The organism is Treponema putidum (assembly GCF_024401155.1).
Classification (GTDB): domain Bacteria; phylum Spirochaetota; class Spirochaetia; order Treponematales; family Treponemataceae; genus Treponema_B; species Treponema_B putidum.
The window spans coordinates 2172976-2191923 of sequence record NZ_CP038804.1; the positions used below are offsets into that span (position 1 = coordinate 2172976).

General features: G+C 33.7%; 18 protein-coding genes. 14 read left to right on the forward strand and 4 right to left on the reverse strand.

Features of this window, described 5'->3' with window-relative positions; translation table 11 throughout:
* Nucleotides 1–100: 100 nt before the first annotated feature.
* The 10 genes from E4N74_RS10165 (at nt 101) to E4N74_RS10210 (ending at nt 11919) form a co-directional block, all read left to right on the forward strand.
* Complete coding sequence (locus tag E4N74_RS10165) at nt 101–1570, forward strand: NAD(P)/FAD-dependent oxidoreductase (RefSeq protein WP_255819330.1); 1470 nt, start codon at nt 101–103, stop codon at nt 1568–1570.
* Nucleotides 1567–2895 (forward strand): NAD(P)/FAD-dependent oxidoreductase, encoded by a 1329-nt coding sequence (locus tag E4N74_RS10170; protein ID WP_255817508.1) that lies wholly within the window; start codon nt 1567–1569, stop codon nt 2893–2895. Before E4N74_RS10165 ends, E4N74_RS10170 begins: the two co-directional genes overlap by 4 nt.
* Nucleotides 2888–3280: a DUF1667 domain-containing protein gene (locus E4N74_RS10175; RefSeq protein WP_255817510.1), complete on the forward strand. Its 393-nt coding sequence runs from the start codon at nt 2888–2890 to the stop codon at nt 3278–3280. The genes E4N74_RS10170 and E4N74_RS10175 overlap by 8 nt, the downstream gene beginning before the upstream one ends.
* The gene (locus E4N74_RS10180) at nt 3264–3866 is read left to right on the forward strand and encodes an ATP-binding cassette domain-containing protein (protein WP_255817513.1); all 603 of its coding nucleotides are present in this window, start codon (nt 3264–3266) and stop codon (nt 3864–3866) included. The genes E4N74_RS10175 and E4N74_RS10180 overlap by 17 nt, the downstream gene beginning before the upstream one ends.
* 106 nt (nt 3867–3972) lie before the next feature.
* On the forward strand, nt 3973–5469 hold the full coding sequence (locus tag E4N74_RS10185; RefSeq protein WP_255817514.1) for an Eco57I restriction-modification methylase domain-containing protein: 1497 nt from the start codon (nt 3973–3975) through the stop codon (nt 5467–5469).
* A complete protein-coding gene (locus tag E4N74_RS10190) occupies nt 5441–6400 on the forward strand; it encodes a BsuBI/PstI family type II restriction endonuclease (RefSeq protein WP_255817516.1) in 960 nt (319 codons plus the stop codon). The genes E4N74_RS10185 and E4N74_RS10190 overlap by 29 nt, the downstream gene beginning before the upstream one ends.
* A gap of 138 nt (nt 6401–6538) precedes the next feature.
* On the forward strand, nt 6539–7207 hold the full coding sequence (locus tag E4N74_RS10195) for a response regulator transcription factor (RefSeq protein ID WP_002691592.1): 669 nt from the start codon (nt 6539–6541) through the stop codon (nt 7205–7207).
* Nucleotides 7204–8433, forward strand: coding sequence for a sensor histidine kinase (locus tag E4N74_RS10200; protein ID WP_255817518.1), 1230 nt, complete (start codon nt 7204–7206; stop codon nt 8431–8433). The genes E4N74_RS10195 and E4N74_RS10200 overlap by 4 nt, the downstream gene beginning before the upstream one ends.
* Nucleotides 8434–8581: 148 nt before the next feature.
* Nucleotides 8582–9235 carry an ABC transporter ATP-binding protein gene (locus E4N74_RS10205; RefSeq protein WP_255817520.1) on the forward strand — a complete coding sequence of 218 codons (654 nt, stop codon included), beginning with the start codon at nt 8582–8584 and terminating at the stop codon, nt 9233–9235.
* The gene (locus E4N74_RS10210; protein ID WP_255817522.1) at nt 9232–11919 is read left to right on the forward strand and encodes an ABC transporter permease; all 2688 of its coding nucleotides are present in this window, start codon (nt 9232–9234) and stop codon (nt 11917–11919) included. The genes E4N74_RS10205 and E4N74_RS10210 overlap by 4 nt, the downstream gene beginning before the upstream one ends.
* A gap of 57 nt (nt 11920–11976) precedes the next feature.
* Here E4N74_RS10210 and E4N74_RS10215 read toward each other — a convergent pair whose 3' ends face one another.
* From E4N74_RS10215 to E4N74_RS10230, 4 genes are all read right to left on the reverse strand, one after another.
* Nucleotides 11977–12972, reverse strand: coding sequence for a lipoate--protein ligase (locus E4N74_RS10215; protein WP_044979686.1), 996 nt, complete (start codon nt 12970–12972; stop codon nt 11977–11979).
* Between the two features lie 84 nt (nt 12973–13056).
* A complete protein-coding gene (locus tag E4N74_RS10220) occupies nt 13057–13752 on the reverse strand; it encodes a hypothetical protein (protein ID WP_255817525.1) in 696 nt (231 codons plus the stop codon).
* A gap of 1 nt (nt 13753) precedes the next feature.
* A complete protein-coding gene (locus E4N74_RS10225) occupies nt 13754–14623 on the reverse strand; it encodes an ABC transporter ATP-binding protein (protein WP_255817527.1) in 870 nt (289 codons plus the stop codon).
* A gap of 17 nt (nt 14624–14640) precedes the next feature.
* On the reverse strand, nt 14641–15093 hold the full coding sequence (locus tag E4N74_RS10230) for a GntR family transcriptional regulator (protein ID WP_338113359.1): 453 nt from the start codon (nt 15091–15093) through the stop codon (nt 14641–14643).
* Nucleotides 15094–15172: 79 nt separating this feature from the next.
* Here E4N74_RS10230 and E4N74_RS10235 point away from each other — a divergent pair, with 79 nt between their 5' ends.
* From E4N74_RS10235 to E4N74_RS10250, 4 genes are read left to right on the forward strand one after another with little or no spacing between them, the layout of a single operon-like run.
* Complete coding sequence (locus E4N74_RS10235) at nt 15173–16162, forward strand: ABC transporter ATP-binding protein (RefSeq protein ID WP_255817529.1); 990 nt, start codon at nt 15173–15175, stop codon at nt 16160–16162.
* Nucleotides 16159–16914: an ABC transporter permease gene (locus E4N74_RS10240; protein WP_255817532.1), complete on the forward strand. Its 756-nt coding sequence runs from the start codon at nt 16159–16161 to the stop codon at nt 16912–16914. The genes E4N74_RS10235 and E4N74_RS10240 overlap by 4 nt, the downstream gene beginning before the upstream one ends.
* Nucleotides 16915–17688, forward strand: coding sequence for an ABC-2 family transporter protein (locus E4N74_RS10245; protein ID WP_255805204.1), 774 nt, complete (start codon nt 16915–16917; stop codon nt 17686–17688). It abuts the gene before it with no gap.
* A gap of 10 nt (nt 17689–17698) precedes the next feature.
* Entirely contained in the window at nt 17699–18943 is a 1245-nt protein-coding gene (locus E4N74_RS10250) for an MFS transporter (protein WP_255805205.1), read from the forward strand.
* The last annotated feature ends 5 nt before the right edge of the window (nt 18944–18948 follow it).

Genomic DNA, 18948 nt, shown 5'->3' on the forward strand with positions numbered 1-18948 from the left:
TGATTATATAAAAATCTAAAAAAAAAGTCAATGCTATACCGGATAAAAATTGTTTTTTTCATATAGACTAAGGCTAAAAATAGTGATATTATCGAAAGGTATGTACGATATAATAATAATCGGAGCAGGGGTTGTAGGAGCCTGCATTGCACGGGAACTTTCCAAGTACGAATTAAAAATTGCCGTCCTCGAAAAAGAATTGGAATTCGGCTGCGGTACAAGCAAAGCCAATAGCGGAATTATTCACGGGGGCTATGACGCAAAGGAAGGCTCCTTAAAGGCAAAGCTAAATGTAAGAGGTAATTTTTTAGTGCGCAGCTTAAAAGAAAAATTGGATCTGCGCTTTAAACAATTAGGCTCTCTTGTAATCGCCTTTAACGAAGAAGATCAAAAAGAACTTTCCACCCTCTACGAAAGGGGTTTAAAAAACGGAGTTGAAGGCTTGGAAATCTGGAACAGGGAAAGGCTTTTAAAGGAAGAACCCAATCTTTCAAAAGAAGCCTTGGGAGCCCTCTACTGCGGAACAGCAGGGGTAATCTGTCCCTTCGATATGACGGCTGCCTTTATGGAAAATGCCGTAATAAACGGAGTTGACTTTCTTCCCGAAAACGAAGTTACCGCAATTGAAAAAGAAAGCGAAGCCTATACAATCAAAACCAAATCAAGCAAAACGGAACAAAATGTTTTTAAAACCAAGCTGGTGATAAATGCCGCGGGACTTTACTCCGATAAGATTGCAAAGATGGCAGGAGATGAAGATTTTAAAATTCTCCCCCGCCGCGGGGAATACCGCCTCTTTGATAAAAGCTATACCAATCTTGTAAATCATATATGTTTTCAGGCCCCCTCAAAGATGGGAAAAGGCATCTTAGTTCTTCCCTCCTATCATGGGAATTTTTTAGTCGGCCCTTCAGCAGAAAATATCGAAGATGTTGAAGACACTTCCGTTTCAGCCCAAGGTTTGGCTCAGGTAGAAGAAAAGGCTCTAAAAACCGTACCCTCCCTCAATTTTAAAAACACCATCCGTATTTTTGCAGGAGTCAGGGCAAGGCCCGATACGGGAGACTTTATGATATATGCTTCAAAAAATTCCAAAGGAATTATACACGCAGGCGGAATCGAATCACCGGGGTTGAGCTCGGCTCCCGCCATCGGAGAATATGTTGCAGAGCTCATAAAAAAAGAAGCCGATGACTTAAAAATTCCCTTCAATAAAAAGAAAAACTTTAACGAAAATCGAAGAGCAATCGGACATTTTGCCGGCCTTAGTGCAGAAGAACAGGATTCTCTTATAAAAGAAAATCCGCTCTACGGACATGTTATCTGCCGCTGCGAAACCGTAACCGAAGCAGAAATCGTCGAGGCCATTCACCGCCCTGCGGGAGCCCGCACGGTTGACGGCATAAAAAGGCGGGTACGCCCCGGTTCGGGAAGATGTCAGGGAGGCTTTTGCGAGCCCCATGTCCTCCAAATCCTTTCAAGAGAATTAAAAATTCCGATTGAAAAAATTCAAAAGGACAGAAGAAATTCTCCGATTGTTTACGGAAAACTAAAGGGCGGTGCGGAATGATAAACATAAACGATAAAAAAGATTGCAGCAATTGCAAGAACGAATACGAGGTCGCCGTTATAGGCGGAGGCCCTGCAGGTTTGGCGGCAGCCCTCGAAGCCAAAAAAAACGGAGCATCTTCCGTTCTCATAATAGAAAGGGATTTTGAACTCGGCGGAATCTTAAATCAATGTATTCATGCAGGCTTCGGCCTTCACGAATTTAAAGAAGAATTAACCGGCCCCGAATATGCAGAACGCTTTATAAACATGGTAAAAAAAGAGGACATAGATATCCTCCTCAATACAATGGTAATAGACTTAACAAAGGAAAGAGAAATTACCCTCATCGGTGCACAAGGATTAAAAAAAATAAAAGCAGGAGCCGTAGTGCTTGCTATGGGCTGCCGAGAGCGCACGGCAGGAGCCATCGCACTAAAAGGTTACCGCCCATCGGGAGTTTTTAATGCAGGCATGGCTCAACGCCTTATGAACATCGAAGGCCTTTCTGTCGGAAAAGAAGTAGTAATCTACGGCTCAGGGGACATCGGTTTAATCATGGCCCGCCGCATGACATTAGAAGGAGCCAAGGTAAAGGCGGTTGTCGAAATCATGCCCTACTCAAGCGGCCTAAACCGGAACATAGCCCAATGCCTTGAAGACTACGGTATTCCGCTTTTTTTAAGCCACAGCATATCCTGCGTCCACGGAAAGGACAGGGTTACGGGAGTTACGATAACCCAAATAGATTCTTCCTTTAAAGAAATCCCCGGAACCGAAAAAGAATTTTCCTGTGATACGGTGCTCCTTTCCGTAGGTCTAATCCCCGAAAACGAGCTTACCCAAAAGGCAGGCATAGCTCTCAATCCGATAACGAACGGAGCCTTTGTCGATAACGGAATGGAAACCGAAACAAGCGGAATCTTTGCCTGCGGAAATGTTCTCCATGTTCATGACATCGTAGACTTTGTTACAAAAGAAAGCAGAACTGCCGGAAAAAACGCAGCCCTCTTTGTCCAAAAAAATAAAAAGGGTAAAGCCGCGGAAAATAAATTCGGCACAAATTCCTCCGGTTCCGCTTTTATTAAAACAACGGCTAAAAAAGGAATCCGCTACATTGTTCCGAATAAAATAAATACGGGAAACATCGACGGAGCGTCCCTCTTTATGAGAGTTGACTCGGTTTATAAAAATGCCCGCCTGATAATCAAATCGGGTGAACAAATTCTTGCACAAAAGAAAACAAGTCAGATGGTTCCGTCCGAGATGATAAACATTCCCCTAAACTTTATTACTTTAAAGACCCTAACCCAAGACATAACTGCGGAGGTAATTTTAGATGAGTAGAGAATTGATAAAAGAAAAATTTACATGTGTGTCCTGTCCGCGGGGATGTAAACTTTCGGTATTTAAAGAAGAGTCGGGAGAAATTACCGTTGCAGGAAATTTATGCAAGGGCGGCGAACTTTACGCGATGCAGGAAATTAAGGACCCTAGAAGAAACATCAGCTCTACCGTAATAATCGAGGGTGGAGTTCTTCCCTCCCTTCCCGTAAAAACATCGAGCCCAATTCCTAAGGCCTTAATCTTCGATGTAATGAAAGAAATAAACACCGTCAAAACTCAGGCTCCTAAAAAAATGGGCGATGTGATAATTGAAAATGTGCTGAACACAGGAATAGATATAGTCGCGAGCCGTTCAGTAAGGGTTAAAAATGGAAAGGCCGATTAAAATACATGAGGGAACTTTTTATTACTCTAAGCATAAGGTTTTTCAAAACCTCAATATTGAAATCCTTGCACAAAAAGTTACCTGTATTTTAGGCGAATCGGGGGCAGGAAAAAGCACCCTCTTAAAAATTATTTCAGGGAACCTTGAGTTAAAATCGGGGAGCATAGAAAACCGGCCAGCGCGCGGAAGCTATGCAATGGCCTATCAAGACATGCGCCTTATTCCTCATCTAACTGCCATAGAAAATATAGAATATGTTTTGGATTCAAAAAATTCTTCAAAACTTGAAAATAAAAAAAAGGCTCTTTTTTATTTAGAAGCTTTAGGCCTTTCCGGCTTTGAAAACTTTTTACCCGCCGAGCTTTCAGGAGGAATGCAAAGGAGAACAGGACTTGCCAGAGCGCTAAGCTATCCCGCTCCGCTTCTTCTTCTCGATGAGGCCTTCGATTCCCTCGACGAAAAAAACAAGTACAAGGTTGCCGATCTTTTTTTATCGATTGTCAAAAAAGAAAAGCGCACCGCAGTCTGCGTAACCCACGATGCACCCTTTGCAAAAAAAATCGCCGACAAGATAATTGAGATATAATAAACAGTTCAGCAGGAATTCTGCCTTATTGATTATTATTGTATGTAGTTTGTAATAAGATTTTAATGAGTGGAATAAAATCAAAAGATAGGTTATAATAAATAATATGTATGGAATTGCAGAAGAAATAGAAATAGCACGGCTTTCTCACATAATGGAAACGGAAACATCCCATAAAAAAGACTTAGGCCAATATTTAACACCGTATCCAATAGCAAAATACATGGCCTCTCTATTTCCCGAAACAGCAGAAGTATTAAATATTCTTGATCCCGGAGCAGGAATTGGCACCTTATCTTGTGCATTTTTAGAAAGAATTATCTCAGAAAAATGGAATAATCCTAAAATAAAAATTACAGCCTATGATTTAGATCCAGCCATAATTGAATTTTTAAATAAAAATCTTTCAATAGGAAAATCATATTTAAAAAATTACAATTATACTGTTTTTAATACGGATTTTTTAGAAAAGACATCATTTGAATATTCGTTTAACATAAATGAAAAATTTTCTCATGTGATAATGAATCCTCCTTATAAAAAAATTCCAACTAAATCATCAGCAAGAGGGTATACAAGAATCTTTGGGCTCGAAACGGTAAATCTTTATTCAGCATTTGTCGGAGCTGCAATAGCTCAATTAAAACAGGGAGGTTATTTATCCGCGATTATTCCGAGAAGTTTTTGCAACGGAGTCTATTATAAACCTTTTAGAGAATTTATTTTAAAAAACTGCTCTATAAAGCATATCCATCTTTTTGAGTCAAGAAATACGGCTTTTAAAGAAGAATCCGTTTTGCAAGAAAATATAATTATTTTACTCCAAAAAGGTACTAAACAAGAAAGCATAGTCATTTCATATTCTGATAATATAAACTTTTCCGATCTTAGCCAAAAAAAATTTGATTTTAAATCAATTATAAAACCTGAAGACAAAAATATGTATTTTAACATTCCTACTCCGAATCAAAAGAATTTCTACTTTAGTAATCTTTTGTTTTCATTTCAAGAAACAGGAATTTCAGTATCTACGGGCACGATAGTTGATTTTAGGGTAAAGGATTTTATTAAAAAAGAGCCTGAGCATAATACAATCCCATTACTTTATCCTGTTCATTTTCGGAATTTTAAAACTCAATGGCCTAAACAGTCTAAAAAGGCGAATGCAATTATCCGTGAAAAAAAAATAAAAAATATGTTCTTTCCTGTAGGATATTATGTAGTAGTAAAAAGGTTTTCTACAAAAGAAGAGAAAAAAAGATTGGTTGCCTCCTTGATTTCACCTAAAGATATAGAAACAGATGCTTTTGCTTTTGAAAATCACTTAAACATATTTCATGATAATAAAAAAGGTCTTTCAAAGAATATCGCATACGGTCTCATTGTTTGGTTAAATACATCTTTTCTTGATTCTCAATTCAGATTATTCAGCGGACACACACAAGTTAATGCAACAGATTTGCGGAATCTTCCATACCCTTCAAAAATCCAATTACAAAAAATGGGAGAAAAACTGCAAAAATATCATACTTGGCAACAAGAAATATTTGACAATATTGCTTTGGAGTATTTAAATGATAACTATACAGCAGCAAATTTCTAAAAAACTTGAAGAAGCTATTGATATTCTAACAAAATTCGGAATGCCTAAAGCACAGCTAAATGAAAGAACAGCATATTGCCTTTTTGCTCTTCTTAATATAAGTCCCGAAAAAGAATGGAAAAATGCAGAAAGCCCATTAATCGGAATTACCCCCATGATGGATTTTACAAAAATAAATTATCAAAAAGAATATGCACCAAATACAAGAGAAACATTTAGGCGTTTTAGTATACACCAATTAGTTCAAGCAGGAATTGTTTTGTATAATCCCGATGAGCCTTCTCGTCCGGTAAACAGTCCTAAGGCTGTATATCAAATCTCACCGGCTTCTCTTGAAGTTATAAAATGCTACGGAACTAAAACATTTGACATTTTACTAAAGTCTTTTATAAAAAATCAAGATTCACTAACACAACAATATGCTCATAAAAGAAAAATGAATTTGGTTTCAGTAAAAATAAATGAAGATCATCTAATTCAAATTTCACCGGGAAAACATAGTGAACTGATAAGAAGAATTATTGAAGATTTAGCACCTAGATTCCTTCCGAACAGTACATTGGTATATGTAGGTGATACGGGAGAAAAATGGGGATATTATGACCAAGAAATTGCAGGGTCCTTACTTTTTAATGTACAAGAACATGGAAAAATGCCTGATGTAATTTTGTATGTAGAAAATAAAAATTGGCTGGTTTTGGTAGAATCTGTCACATCTCATGGTCCTGTTGACAGCAAGCGTTTTATAGAATTACAAGAACTATTTTCATCAGTAAATTCCGATATAGTATTTATTTCTGCATTTCCCGACAAAAAAACATTTATCAAATTTGCTCACAATATTGCATGGGAAACGGAAGTTTGGATTGCAGAAAATCCGGATCATATGATTCATTTTAATGGAGATAAATTCCTAGGCCCATATAAATAAAAAACGCTTCAATATCTCCTATGGAAAACCTTTCGGCATATATTTTTTTTAGACACTCAAGCTCCGATAAGGCATTTATAATCGGAATATATAAGTATTATACTTGACTGCCTATTTTTATTCTGTTATAGTTTTATTATGTCAAAAGAAACTGTAAAAATATTATCGGTCGAGGACAGCGAGGATATAGCCTTCGGTATAAAAGAGTATTTATCCAAAAGAAACTTTGAGCTTACTCTTGCGGGCAGTATTGCCCAAGCAAAAAAAAGGTTAAACGAAGATTTCGACTTGATAATTTTGGATATTAATTTACCGGATGGAGACGGAAGAAATTTTCTTAAATATATAAAGACTGAGACGGACACTCCTGTAATTTTTCTAACGGTAAAGAACGATGAAAAAAATATCGTAGAAGGGCTTGATCTTGGAGCTGAAGATTATATTACAAAACCTTTTAAGCTTTCAATATTACATTCAAGGATAAATGCGGTTTTACGCAGAACAAGACATTCCTCAAATGAAATAATTGTTTTAGGTGAGTATAAACTGGATAAAAATCAAAAAAGACTTTTTAAAAACGAAAAAGAAATCGAATTAAGCTTGCAGGAATTTAATCTTATGCTCTTATTTATGGAAAATGCAAATCAAACCCTTACACGGCCCCGCCTCTTAGAATTAATTTGGGATTCAAAAGATAATTTTGTAAACGACAATACCTTGACTGCAACCGTAAGGAGACTCAGGCAAAAGCTGGATGAGCCTCTATTAAAAACAATTCACGGAATAGGCTATAGGTTTGAATTATGAAAAGATTTTATACCAAAACCGGCATTTGCTTTTTATTTATAATTTTACTGTTTGTAAATTTTTTTGTAATTTTTATTTATAAAATAACCGAAAAAAAATTTTATTTAAGTTTAGCACAAATAATCGGAGCAAGCAGCTCAATAGATGATAGTATAAATAGTGAAAACAACATACCCAATAATCAGGATAAATCCATTGAAAAAATTTTACTTTCAAGTTTAAAAACTAAAGACAAGGCTCAAGAAGATAAAGGAAAAGAAATTTTAAGAAAACACGGATATATCAAAAGTTTTATCATTTTTAAAAATAAAGTTTATGATCTTATTTTACTTTGCTGTCTATCCTCAATAATAACGATTGCCTTATTTTTAGTTTGCAACCGATACCAAAGTAAAAAATTAAAAAAAAGAATATCTTCTATTCTTTCTACAGCAGAAAAAATTAAAAAAGGAGATTATAAATTCTATAAGGAAAAAGAAGATGAGTTTTCTATATTGGAGGATTCAATATATAAGAGCCTTATCCTTTTGAGTGAAACCCGTTTGATTGCCTTAAATGATAAAGAAGAATATAAAGAAAATCTTGAAAACATAGCTCATCAACTTAAAATACCTATTACTTCAATAAATTTAATGCTCGAGCTTTTAGAAGATAATAAAGCCGATACGAATATTTTTAAGACTGCACATTTTCAAAAAATAAAAAAACAAATTACCCGTTTGGAAAATTTAACTGAGGTACTTTTAAAACTTGCCCGCCTTGATTCTGGAAGTATTGAAATGAAAAAGGAAGTATTTTTACTTGAAGAATGTTTAATCCATTCTATGGAAAGCATCGAAGATAATTTAAGAATAAAAGGCCTTTTACCTCAACTGAGTTTAAACGGAATTAAAATAAAGGGAGACTTTTACTGGCTCTCCGAAGCCTTTTTAAATATAATAAAAAACTTTTCCGACCTTTATCCCAAAGTAAAAAATATTTCTATCTCTACAAAAGAAAATGCAGTATATACACAAGTTTCTTTTGAAAATGACGGACCCGAAATACCGGCTCCCGACTTAAAAAACATCTTCCGCCGCTTTTATAAGGGCCAAACAAATGAAGGCAATGGCTTCGGCATAGGCCTTGCGATGAGCCGAACTATCTTAAAAAAACACAATGCCGAAATCCGAGCCGAAAACACAAAATCAGGTACGGTTTTTATTGTTAAATTTTATAAAGAATAAGGGACATCTTGCAAAAAGCGCTCCCAATAGTTTTTTTTAATTATTTTAAATTTTTCTTTTCTTGTCACAAATTTATCACAATTATAAATTATTATAAGACAGTAAAAAAAATACGGATTATATGGCATATTGATAATCAGGAGGGCTTATGCAGATATTAAAAACTGAAAATTTGACTAAGGTTTATAACAATCAGGTGAGGGCATTAAACGGTGTAAGTATTTCAATCGAACGGGGAGAATTTGTTGCAGTAATGGGCTCAAGCGGTTCGGGGAAGTCAACTCTTTTACATATCTTGGGCGGAGTAGACAGACCCACATCCGGCACGGTCTACATAGACGGAGAGGATATTTCAGCCTTAAAAGAAAAAGACTTAGCTCTTTTTAGGAGAAGAAAGATAGGCCTTGTTTACCAATTCTTTAATTTGATTCCCAATTTATCTGTAAAAAAGAATATTCTATTGCCCATCTTACTTGATAAAAAAAATCCCGATCAAAATTATTTTGATGAAATCGTTTCGGTATTGGGATTAAAAGAAAAACTGAATTCTTTTCCAAGTGAGCTTTCAGGAGGACAGCAGCAAAGAGTTGCCATTGCACGCAGCTTAATTTACCGCCCTTCAATTCTTTTAGCAGACGAACCGACGGGAAACTTGGACAGAAAAAACAGCGATGAAATTATCGGCCTATTAAAATTATCGAATAAAAACTATAAACAGACAATTATTATGATAACCCATGACGAAAGAATTGCCTTAGAAACCGATAGAATTATTAAAATCGAAGACGGAGAAATTTTATGAGCATTATCAGAGAATATACTTCAAATTATGTAAAAGTAAACAGAAAAAGCGGTATTGCTTTATTTCTTTCTATCACTGCAGCCGTAGTTTTAATAAACGCTTATATCTTTTTTGTGTACAGTGTTCTAATGGATTCTTTTAAGGCAATAAAAAAAACAAACCCTTGGGATGCTCAAACCTATGAAATTCCTATGAGCAAGGTCGGTATAGTAGAACAAAACCAAAATGTAAAATCCATAAGTCTTGAAGGAGCGGCTTATTGCGGTAAATTAAAAGAAGACAAGTCAAATAACTATATTTTTATCAGGAGCGGAGATAAAAGATATTGGGATGATTTTTCGGGTGATGAATTTATAACGGAAGGAAGGCTTCCTCAAAACCCTAACGAAATAATTGTAAACAGCTTTTTTTTAAATCAAAATCCGAATCTTAAAGTCGGGGATACAATAAAACTTAGCTTGGGTAAAAGAATATACAAGGACAATGAACTTTTAGCCTTTGACTCTCCCATAAGCGGAGAAGAGTTTATCGAAAAAAAAGAAATCTCTTTTAAAATATGCGGTTCCTTTTTAAGTTTTCCCGGCATAAACCAAAGAGCATCAATGGGATTTTATCTTTTTGATCCATCGTCATTAACAAAAGATGAAGCCATTGCCGTAAACATCTTTTTAACTTCCAAATTAAATGCTTATAAAAAATTATTTGAAATTACTGAAAACTTAGGATTTGAGCGAAACAAAGACGGAAGCTATAAAATTTTTATAAATACTCCGCTTTTGGATATGTACGGAATAAAAGATCCCTTACGCAAGGGGCGTTCCGAAATGGAAAGTTTAATTTTAAAATTTTTAATAGGACTCATTATTTTAACCCTCATCTTTGTTTATCTTATCTACAATATTTTTGAAGTTTGGGCAGCAAAGAGAATTAAACAGATAGCCATGTTAAAAAGCATAGGAGCAGGAAAGGGACATATTTTTCATAGTATCTTATTGGAAGCTGCATTGTTAAGCATTCCGCCTATCTTGACCGGTATTCTTTCAGGTATAGGTTTTAATATTTTTTTGTTTAAGCAAATTAATAAAATTGCAAATTCAGCTATGGCAGAAAACACCGATATTTTTTCGATGCCTCAATACGAATTCGGTATTTTACCGATTATTTTTGTTATAATATTTTCTTTTCTTACGGTACTCATAGCTTCGCTTATGCCTGCTGTCAGGCTTTCAAAAATAAACATCATCGACTCATTAAAAGGTAATATAGAAAAATTAAAAAAATATAAACGAAAAGTTTTTACCGATGGGGCGTGGGAAAAAGAAAACCGCAAAAATAATTTTAGAACATTTAGAGGCACGAGCAATGCAATTTTTATCTCATATATTTTACTCTTCAGCTTATTGACTTTAATTACCGTAAATTTTATTCGAGAAGACCATAAATATTATGAGTCAAAGGATGAGATAAAACTGAGCTATTGTTTGGTAAATGAAGATGAACAATTCGACTGCTCAGCTAAAAATATTTTTTATCCCATTCAAAACAGAGAAGAGTGTTTATCTTCTTACTATTATGTATCTTTAGATTCTTGGTTCATTTGTTCCGATAAAAATATTTCCGCTCAGTTTAAAAAAGAGTCTTGGTTTGAACAAAAACATCAGGGAAGATATTTTTGGAAGGAAGGTAAAAGTAAAAAACTTAATGCAAAGATATACGGGCTTGACAATGAGACCTTTAAAAAATTTTTAACTTCTATAGGAGAAGATGAAGCTTCCTATTATGCGGAAGATTCTTATAAGGCAATTCTTGTAAACCGTGTACAAAAGGATTGGCGCATTCCATATAGAAATTCACAATTTATCCCCCTCCTCGATTCAAGCATAAAAGAAATACATTGTTCCTTACAAAAAAAATTAGAGCCTTCTACGGAATCTCAAAAAGAAGATAGTTCTAAAACTCAAGTTCCGATTCTTATCGGAAAAACCATAAGCGATACCGATTTGATAGAAACAAAGGTTCCGCTCTATTCCGTTCTTTTAATCTTACCTATTGAAAAGGCTGAAAAACTCCGCAAGGCTCAAATTGCCTTTGATAAGGAAAACGCAGAATTCTTTCGAGACGGTCTTTTATATTCTCTCTTTTTAAAAACGGAAAAAGAAAATATAGTCCCTTTACGGAAAACCATTGAGCAAATAATGAAGCCCGCCCTGCGAGGAGAAAATATATATTGGCAGTCAGACATTTTTATCGAAAAACTTTCAGCTGAGAGCAGCAATAATTTTTTTAAAGCCGTTTTTTTCTCATTTTTATTTTTGGTGCTGCTTGCAGGCTGCATAAACAGCTATTCTGCAATTATGCTTAATTTAAGAACACGAAAAAACGAGTTTGCAATTTTAAGATCCGTCGGTGCCGATTCAAACATAATCGCAAACCTTTTTTATAAAGAGGCTGCCGGATTTTTAATCAAACCGCTCCTAAAAGCTCTTCCATTCTTTTTAGGGATTGCTGCAATCTTTATTATCAGATTTGATGAAGTTTTTGTTTTAAATTTTTTACTTTCATTTAATTGGGGCTTTTTCTTATTTTACAGTATGTGCTTAAGCGCCTCGATTATCAGTTCATACCATTTCGGCAAAAAAGAAGTTACAGGTGGAGAAATAATAAGCGAGATAGATAAGTTTTAAGGTCAAGATTCTCGGGCAAGGGGGTTAGAATAATTTATAAACTCCTTGCTCTCATATTTATCTAAAAAACATTCCAATAAATTCGTCTTTTTCGATTGCACCGAAATAGGCTTTTAAATCGGTTTCTGCAAGTTTTTTGCTCACGGCATTTTTTTCGTATTCGCAACCTTCCAAGAGTTTTTCAATTTCGGCAACATCCTTTGTACCGAAAAAGTCTCCGTGAATTTTTAAGCCGGAAATCTTTGCATTTTTAATGTTAAAAAACACCTCAATGCTTCCTATGGGGAACCTTTCATAGTGGGAGTATTCGGCCTTGGGAGAAGCTCCATAGTTCCATTCTTTAAGGGAAAATCTTTCGGCATATATTTTTTTTACACCCTCAAGCTCCGAAGCGGAAAGTTTGTATTCTACAGGTTCTTGACCTTCAAGTTCAAAGATAGCTTTTAATAATTCGGCCTTAAAATCCGAAACCGAAATATCCCGCTTTAAGTGGGGCTTTATATTTGTAACCCTGGCCCGAACGCTTTTTACGCCCTTTGATTCAAGCTTTTCTTTACGCACATTAAGAGCTTTTGAAAGTTCTTCCAAGCGGACATCAAAAAGAATACAGCCGTTACTCAAAACCCTGCCCTGCCAAACAGACTGTGAAGCACCGATACATTTTTGTCCGTCGATAGTAACATCATTTCTGCCGGAAAGCTCCGCCTTAACGCCGATTTTTTCCAAAGCATTTATAATCGGAATATAATAGCGTTTAAAATCAATCGTTTGATTTTCCTTTGTTTTTGCAACAAAAGAAAAATTTAAATTACCGAGGTCATGATATACGGCCCCGCCTCCGGTTATGCGGCGGACAACCTTAAGATTATGTCCTCTCACATAGTCATCGTTTACTTCCTGATAAGCATTTTGATTTTTACCTATAATTACGGCAGGCCCATTCTGCCATAAAAAAAAGTATTCATCGTTTTCAAGCGGCAGATGCCTAAAACAATATTCCTCAAAAGCCAAATTATATTCAGGATCATTTGAATAAGTTTCTAAGTATTTCATAAAAGCATTATACAATAAAATAAATTTTTATTCAATATGAGTATCCAATCCGATTATCTTACCTCTATTCAAAAATGCCTCTCCCTATCCCTGCCTGTTCCGTTGATTCATAATCATAAAACTTTTAAACCTGAATTTGTTAAAATTCCTTTTACCTATAAAATAAGAAATTAAAACTATAAGTGAAGAAATAATATAAACTGCAAGAAGGAATAATGGATAATGCACTCTTTCAAAAAAAGATTTTATCAATTCCAAATTAGGCAAATCTGAAATCATAATCATAGATACTGCAGGAAATAAGCCGTATCCTACAATCATAATAATAATAAATCTAAGAAGGCCGCCTTTAATGGATAAGGCCGATAAGATCATACTAAAAGAAATTATAAGGGGAAACAACACAAGCCCTATAAAAATCATAAATTTAATGTCCCCTATAGGAATGAAAATATTTATTAAAAATAAAATGAGGCCTAAAAACATAAGTGCAAAAAAAGAAGTAAGAATCGAATAAATAAGTTTAGCCTTAAAAATATCTTTTCCTCTTACAGGCGTTAAGATAAAAATCGAAATTTGATCATATAGACTAAGTTGATTTATGATAAGGCCATAGCAAAAAAATATTAGCCCTTGAAAAAACAATATCCTCATTGCCTGCGGTATTGAGATAAGCAGACCGACAATCATTTCGATAAAACCAATTAAACAAAAAATTCCGCCCAACATAAAATTTACACTATTAATAGAATTAAATATAATCGCCCTTATTTTTTTCATCTTAGATTTCTCTCCTTATATAAAAATACATAATATCTTCGAGGCTTGCATCTTCGCAAACCATTCCGCCAAATTTTTGATCGTCTTTATCCGAAACCAAAACCTCATAAGCATAATCCGTTCTTCTATAACCTATATAATCATTACTATACAAAGATTTAAAAGCCTTTTCATCTATTTTTAAAAGACCGTAATTTTTATAAATATTTTCTAACGAAGAATCGAAAACTTTTTTGCCTTTACTTATAAAAACAATTTCATCGCAAATTTTTTCAAGCTCATTTGTTTGATGGCTCGAAATTAAAATCGAATGATTTCCATCAAGCATAAAATTTCTTATAATATCCAAAAAATCTTTTTTGGAAACGGGATCTAAAAAATTAAGAGGCTCATCTAAAATCAAAAGCTCTGCCCCGTGGGAGAGGGCTATAGCAATTTGAAGTTTTTGCATAGTTCCCGAAGACAAGGCAGTCAAAAATCTTGAAGGAGGAATTTTAAAATCGTTTAGATATTTTTCATAAAGCTCCTGATTCCAATTTTTATAAATTCCCGCTAAAAATTTTCCTGCCTTTTTAGCCGTATATAATGAAGAAAATAAATTATCATTTATAACAAAACCTATCTTTTCCTTTATTTCTATATTCTCTCTTTTAAGCTCTTCACCAAAAAGGAAAACTTTTCCGCTTTCAGGCAGGTACATATCAAGAAGCAGGCGGATAAGGGTTGTTTTCCCTGCACCGTTTTCTCCTATCAAACCCGTAACGCAGCCCCTCGGGACCGAAAAAGAAATATCGTTTAACGAAAAAGCTTTTTTACCGCGCCCTATCGAAAATTTAAGTTTTTCGATTTTTAGTACATCATCAGATATCATAAACACCCCCTATAAGTCTAATAAATACGTCTAAGGACTTCATATAAATCCTCAGCATTTAGATTAATTTTTTTTGCTTGACCGCAAACTTCTTTTAATTTTTCTTCGATACTTTTTTTTATTGATTTTTCAATCTTTTTAAAATTCACATCGGCAACAAAATAGCCCTTCGCAGGAACCGAATACAAAAAACCCTCGCGGGCTAAGTCTTCATAAGACCGCTTTGTAGTGATGACGCTCACACGCAAAGAGGCCGCCAAAGCCCTCATCGAAGGCATCGGCTCCTCTTTTTTTAAAGAGCCTGATAAAATTTGATTTTTTATCTGCTCTGAAAGCTGCTCATAAAGAGGAACCCCTGAAGAATTATTTAAAAAAATATTCACTCTTACTCCGCCTCCTGTTATTCTGTATATATTAAATATATACAGAATAACAATATTTGTCAAGAGGAAAATTGAAAAAAGATACATTTTAATATAAAAATTTAAAGTTACTTAAAGACAAAATCTTGACATTTTTAATAATGTTTGTCATAATCTACCTTAAAGTATGATAGAACTTAAAAATATTGACAAAACATATAAAACACAGGAAAGAAGATTCGGCCTTTTAGGTATCGTAAAAGATATGTTTAAACCCGATTATTCTGAAGTTAAGGCTTTAACGGATATTTCTTTTAAAATTGAGAATAATGAAAATGTTGCGATAGTCGGCAAAAACGGTTCGGGAAAATCAACCTTAATAAAAATTATTTCGGGTATTTTGCGGCCTACGAGCGGCGAAATCTTATTCAATCATAAAAACATCTATGAAAATCAAAAGGAATACAAACGGAATATCGGCGTCATCTTTGGTCAAAGAAGCCAGCTCTATCAAAATATGATTTTTAGAGAATCCTTAGAGCTTTTTAGGCTTATCTATAAAATTGAAAAAAATGAAGCGAATAAAAGACTTAACACTCTTATTGATTTATTTAAACTTGAAAATCTTTTAAAAAAGCCGATTAGAGAAATGTCTTTAGGACAAAAAATGAAGTGCGAAATCGCTTTGGTTTTGTTTCATAATCCTAAAATCCTTCTTTTAGATGAGCCGACAATAGGCTTGGATCTTGAAGTAAAAGAACAATTTTATAATCTGATAAAAACTTATAAACAATCTAATGATATTATTTTAATTTTAATTTCCCATAATTCAGATGATATAATCAATTTATCCGAAAGATTATTGGTTTTAAACAACGGAAAATTACAAGAAGATATAAGAACTCATGAATTTATAGAATCTTACAATAAGTCTAAAATTGTTACACTTTTGTATAAAAAGCATATTGATTTAACCGAAAAACTACAAAGCAATTTTAACATTATAGATAAAGATCTTCAAAAGAACAGTATTTCGTTTGAAGTTGACAAACAGATTACAATGGAAGAAATTTTTAATTCTTTAGATGATAAAGAAAATATTTATGATATAAAAATTGAAAATGAAGATTTTTCTAAAATTTTATTAAATTATTATAAGGATAAAAAAACGGAATGAAATATTTACTGGGAATTATTTCTTTAAATATTAAACAGCACTTATATTTTAAAATATCGGCTGTTTTTTCTATATTTTCCTTGTTGTTTTTATTTTTAATAAAATCTTCGGTTTGGTCTCAAATAGGAAATGCGGACTATACTTCTTATTTTGCAATTATAACTATAGTCAGTTCTTTTATCAGCGTAAATACGGATAGATATTTTCAAACGATTTATCAAACAGGTTCTATTTCCTTTCTTTTATTAAGACCGATTAATTTCGGCATTAATATCTTTTTACAAGATTTTGCGGCAGCTCTTACAAGATTTATATTAAAATCCCTGCCCTTGCTTATAGTTTTAATTTTATTTTTTGATATAAATATCTATCACGGTATTGTAAATTTATGTTTGTTTATTTTTTCGATTTTTTGTGCATATTTATTTAATTGGTTTACAGCTTATATTATCGGCTTGTGCGTATTTTTTTACGGTAATAATGAAGGCTTTATTCAAATTAAAAATATTTTATTTTTATTTTTTTCAGGTGCATTGATTCCTTTTGATTTTTTTCCTGAAGTTTTGCAAAAAATCTTAAATTATTTACCGTTTCGAGTACTGTATCAAATTCCTATTGAGGTTTTAAATAGCAGCAATTTAAAATCATTTAATTTAATATCAAAACAATTATATTGGATATTCTTTCTTTTGGTGTTTACCTATATTTTTCATAGAACGGCAATAAAAAAAATAGAGATAATGGGCGGATAAATGAATTATTGTTATAAACTTTTGGTTTTAAAAATAAAAGAGCAGCTTTCTTTTAAAAATGATTCTATTTTATGGTTAATTGTTAGAGTCTTAAATTCCATAATGGGAATATTGGTTCTTGTTTTTATTTTTAACAAAACTCTTGAAATAAAAGGCTTTAATAGAGAAGAGTGTTTGCTGATTTATTCTTTATATACAATGTCAGTCGGTGTTTTTTATTGTTTCTTTGCTTGGACACTTTGGTATTCAAATACTTATATACTGCAAGGTAAATTAAGTTTGGTATTAAAACTTCCGGTTAATCCTTTTTTATATATTACCTTTGATAATTTTGCTCTATCCGAAGTTTTTGGAATTATTACCGGTTTATTAATCTTTATATATTCGGCTTATACCCTAAATTTAGGCATAATAACTATCTTATCTTTATTCTTATTTTTAAGTGCAGGAACTCTCGGTATTATCGGCATATTTTTGATAGTTTCATCTTTTTCTATAAAATATCCTAAAATAGAAGAAGCTTTTTCACCCTTAATGGATATGCTTGATTTTGCTCAATATCCCATATCTATTTATAGTGCGTTTATTCGGTTTATTCTGACATATATATTTCCTGTTTCGATGATAGCATTCTACCCTGCGGCTTTTAGTTTATCTAAATATTCATTTAATATTAAATTTATTCTTTTACCGATATATTCCATAATTATATTTATAATCGGATATCTATTATTTATAAAAAGCATAAAAAAATATGAAGGAACAGGGTTTTAGGAGAAACACAATGAAGACATTTATAGTTATTTGGTTCGGACAATTTATTTCGATGTTAGGTTCGGCTCTTTCTGCCTTCGGACTCGGAATATGGATTTTTCAAAAAACGGGGAGTGCAGCATCCTTTGCAATGAGTGCAGTATGCACGGTATTACCGGCTTTATTGTTTGCCCCTTTTGCAGGTTCAATTGCCGATAGAAAAAAACGTAAGGCTATTATTCTTCTTACTGACAGTATCGATGCCTTTTTAAAAATTTTAATAGTTACCCTTCTCATCTTTAACAAACTTGAACTCTGGATGGTCTACCCGTTGGTATTTATTTCAGGAACATTGGGCACATTTCAAAATCCGGCCTTTGGTGCATCTATTCCCACGCTTGTACCTATCGATAAGCTTACACGAGCTAACGGACTTTTACAGTTTTCATCTGCAATACAAAATTTATTAGCTCCGGTCATAGCCGGCTTTTTATATCCTCTGATAGAATTGAAAGGATTATTTATCATCGACTTTGTTTCATTCTTTTTTGCTTTAGCTTCCATTGCTTTTATAAAAATACCTCAGCCCTCAATAGAAAAGACAAAGGACTCTTTATTTTTAGCAGCTCTTAAAGATCTGAAATACGCATGGAAATATCTTATACAAAAAGAAGGCTTAATGCAGCTGATAGTTTTTTTTGCTTTTTTAAATTTTATTGCAAACCTTTCAATGATTTTATTAGGTCCGCTTATGATGAGCGTTTACAACTCTCAAGCTTACGGTAATGTACAAGCCGGTATAGGCCTTGCCATGCTTTTAGGAGGACTTTGTTCAAGCCTCATCCCCGATACTAAAAATAAAATAAAACGTATTCTTTTAATATTATCCTTGTGCAGCATAGGGCCTATAATTTCAGGAACAACGCTCAACCGGATTATCATTACGGCCGGCTTTTTTATCTTTATGTTTCCCGTTCCATACGTAAACACCCTGCTCATGTCTATTTTTCAAATAAAGATAGAAAGAAATGTTTTAGGACGAGTAGGGGCCCTTATGACTGCCATCTTAGCGGCAATTACACCGATTGCCTATCTATGCGCAGGCCCTCTTGCCGATTATGTTTTTGAACCTATTATGAATGAAAAGGGCAGAGGCATAGGCCTCATTTTTATTATATCGGGAATCTTACTGATTATAAGCTGCTTTCTCATGCGTTTAAACAAAACCGTAACAAGCATCGAAAAAAGACTGCCCGATTACATAGACAATAAATAAACTTC

What these genes read in the sequence shown, in the direction of transcription:
- E4N74_RS10175 (WP_255817510.1), top strand. Translation starts at nt 2,888, where the DNA reads ATGAGTAGAGAATTGATAAAAGAAAAATTTACATGTGTGTCCTGTCCG.
- E4N74_RS10195 (WP_002691592.1), top strand. Translation starts at nt 6,539, where the DNA reads ATGTCAAAAGAAACTGTAAAAATATTATCGGTCGAGGACAGCGAGGAT.
- E4N74_RS10250 (WP_255805205.1), top strand. Translation starts at nt 17,699, where the DNA reads ATGAAGACATTTATAGTTATTTGGTTCGGACAATTTATTTCGATGTTA.
- E4N74_RS10165 (WP_255819330.1), top strand. Translation starts at nt 101, where the DNA reads ATGTACGATATAATAATAATCGGAGCAGGGGTTGTAGGAGCCTGCATT.
- E4N74_RS10235 (WP_255817529.1), top strand. Translation starts at nt 15,173, where the DNA reads ATGATAGAACTTAAAAATATTGACAAAACATATAAAACACAGGAAAGA.
- E4N74_RS10225 (WP_255817527.1), bottom strand. Translation starts at nt 14,623, where the DNA reads ATGATATCTGATGATGTACTAAAAATCGAAAAACTTAAATTTTCGATA.
- E4N74_RS10190 (WP_255817516.1), top strand. Translation starts at nt 5,441, where the DNA reads ATGATAACTATACAGCAGCAAATTTCTAAAAAACTTGAAGAAGCTATT.
- E4N74_RS10245 (WP_255805204.1), top strand. Translation starts at nt 16,915, where the DNA reads ATGAATTATTGTTATAAACTTTTGGTTTTAAAAATAAAAGAGCAGCTT.
- E4N74_RS10220 (WP_255817525.1), bottom strand. Translation starts at nt 13,752, where the DNA reads ATGAAAAAAATAAGGGCGATTATATTTAATTCTATTAATAGTGTAAAT.
- E4N74_RS10210 (WP_255817522.1), top strand. Translation starts at nt 9,232, where the DNA reads ATGAGCATTATCAGAGAATATACTTCAAATTATGTAAAAGTAAACAGA.
- E4N74_RS10180 (WP_255817513.1), top strand. Translation starts at nt 3,264, where the DNA reads ATGGAAAGGCCGATTAAAATACATGAGGGAACTTTTTATTACTCTAAG.
- E4N74_RS10230 (WP_338113359.1), bottom strand. Translation starts at nt 15,093, where the DNA reads ATGTATCTTTTTTCAATTTTCCTCTTGACAAATATTGTTATTCTGTAT.
- E4N74_RS10200 (WP_255817518.1), top strand. Translation starts at nt 7,204, where the DNA reads ATGAAAAGATTTTATACCAAAACCGGCATTTGCTTTTTATTTATAATT.
- E4N74_RS10170 (WP_255817508.1), top strand. Translation starts at nt 1,567, where the DNA reads ATGATAAACATAAACGATAAAAAAGATTGCAGCAATTGCAAGAACGAA.
- E4N74_RS10215 (WP_044979686.1), bottom strand. Translation starts at nt 12,972, where the DNA reads ATGAAATACTTAGAAACTTATTCAAATGATCCTGAATATAATTTGGCT.
- E4N74_RS10185 (WP_255817514.1), top strand. Translation starts at nt 3,973, where the DNA reads ATGTATGGAATTGCAGAAGAAATAGAAATAGCACGGCTTTCTCACATA.
- E4N74_RS10240 (WP_255817532.1), top strand. Translation starts at nt 16,159, where the DNA reads ATGAAATATTTACTGGGAATTATTTCTTTAAATATTAAACAGCACTTA.
- E4N74_RS10205 (WP_255817520.1), top strand. Translation starts at nt 8,582, where the DNA reads ATGCAGATATTAAAAACTGAAAATTTGACTAAGGTTTATAACAATCAG.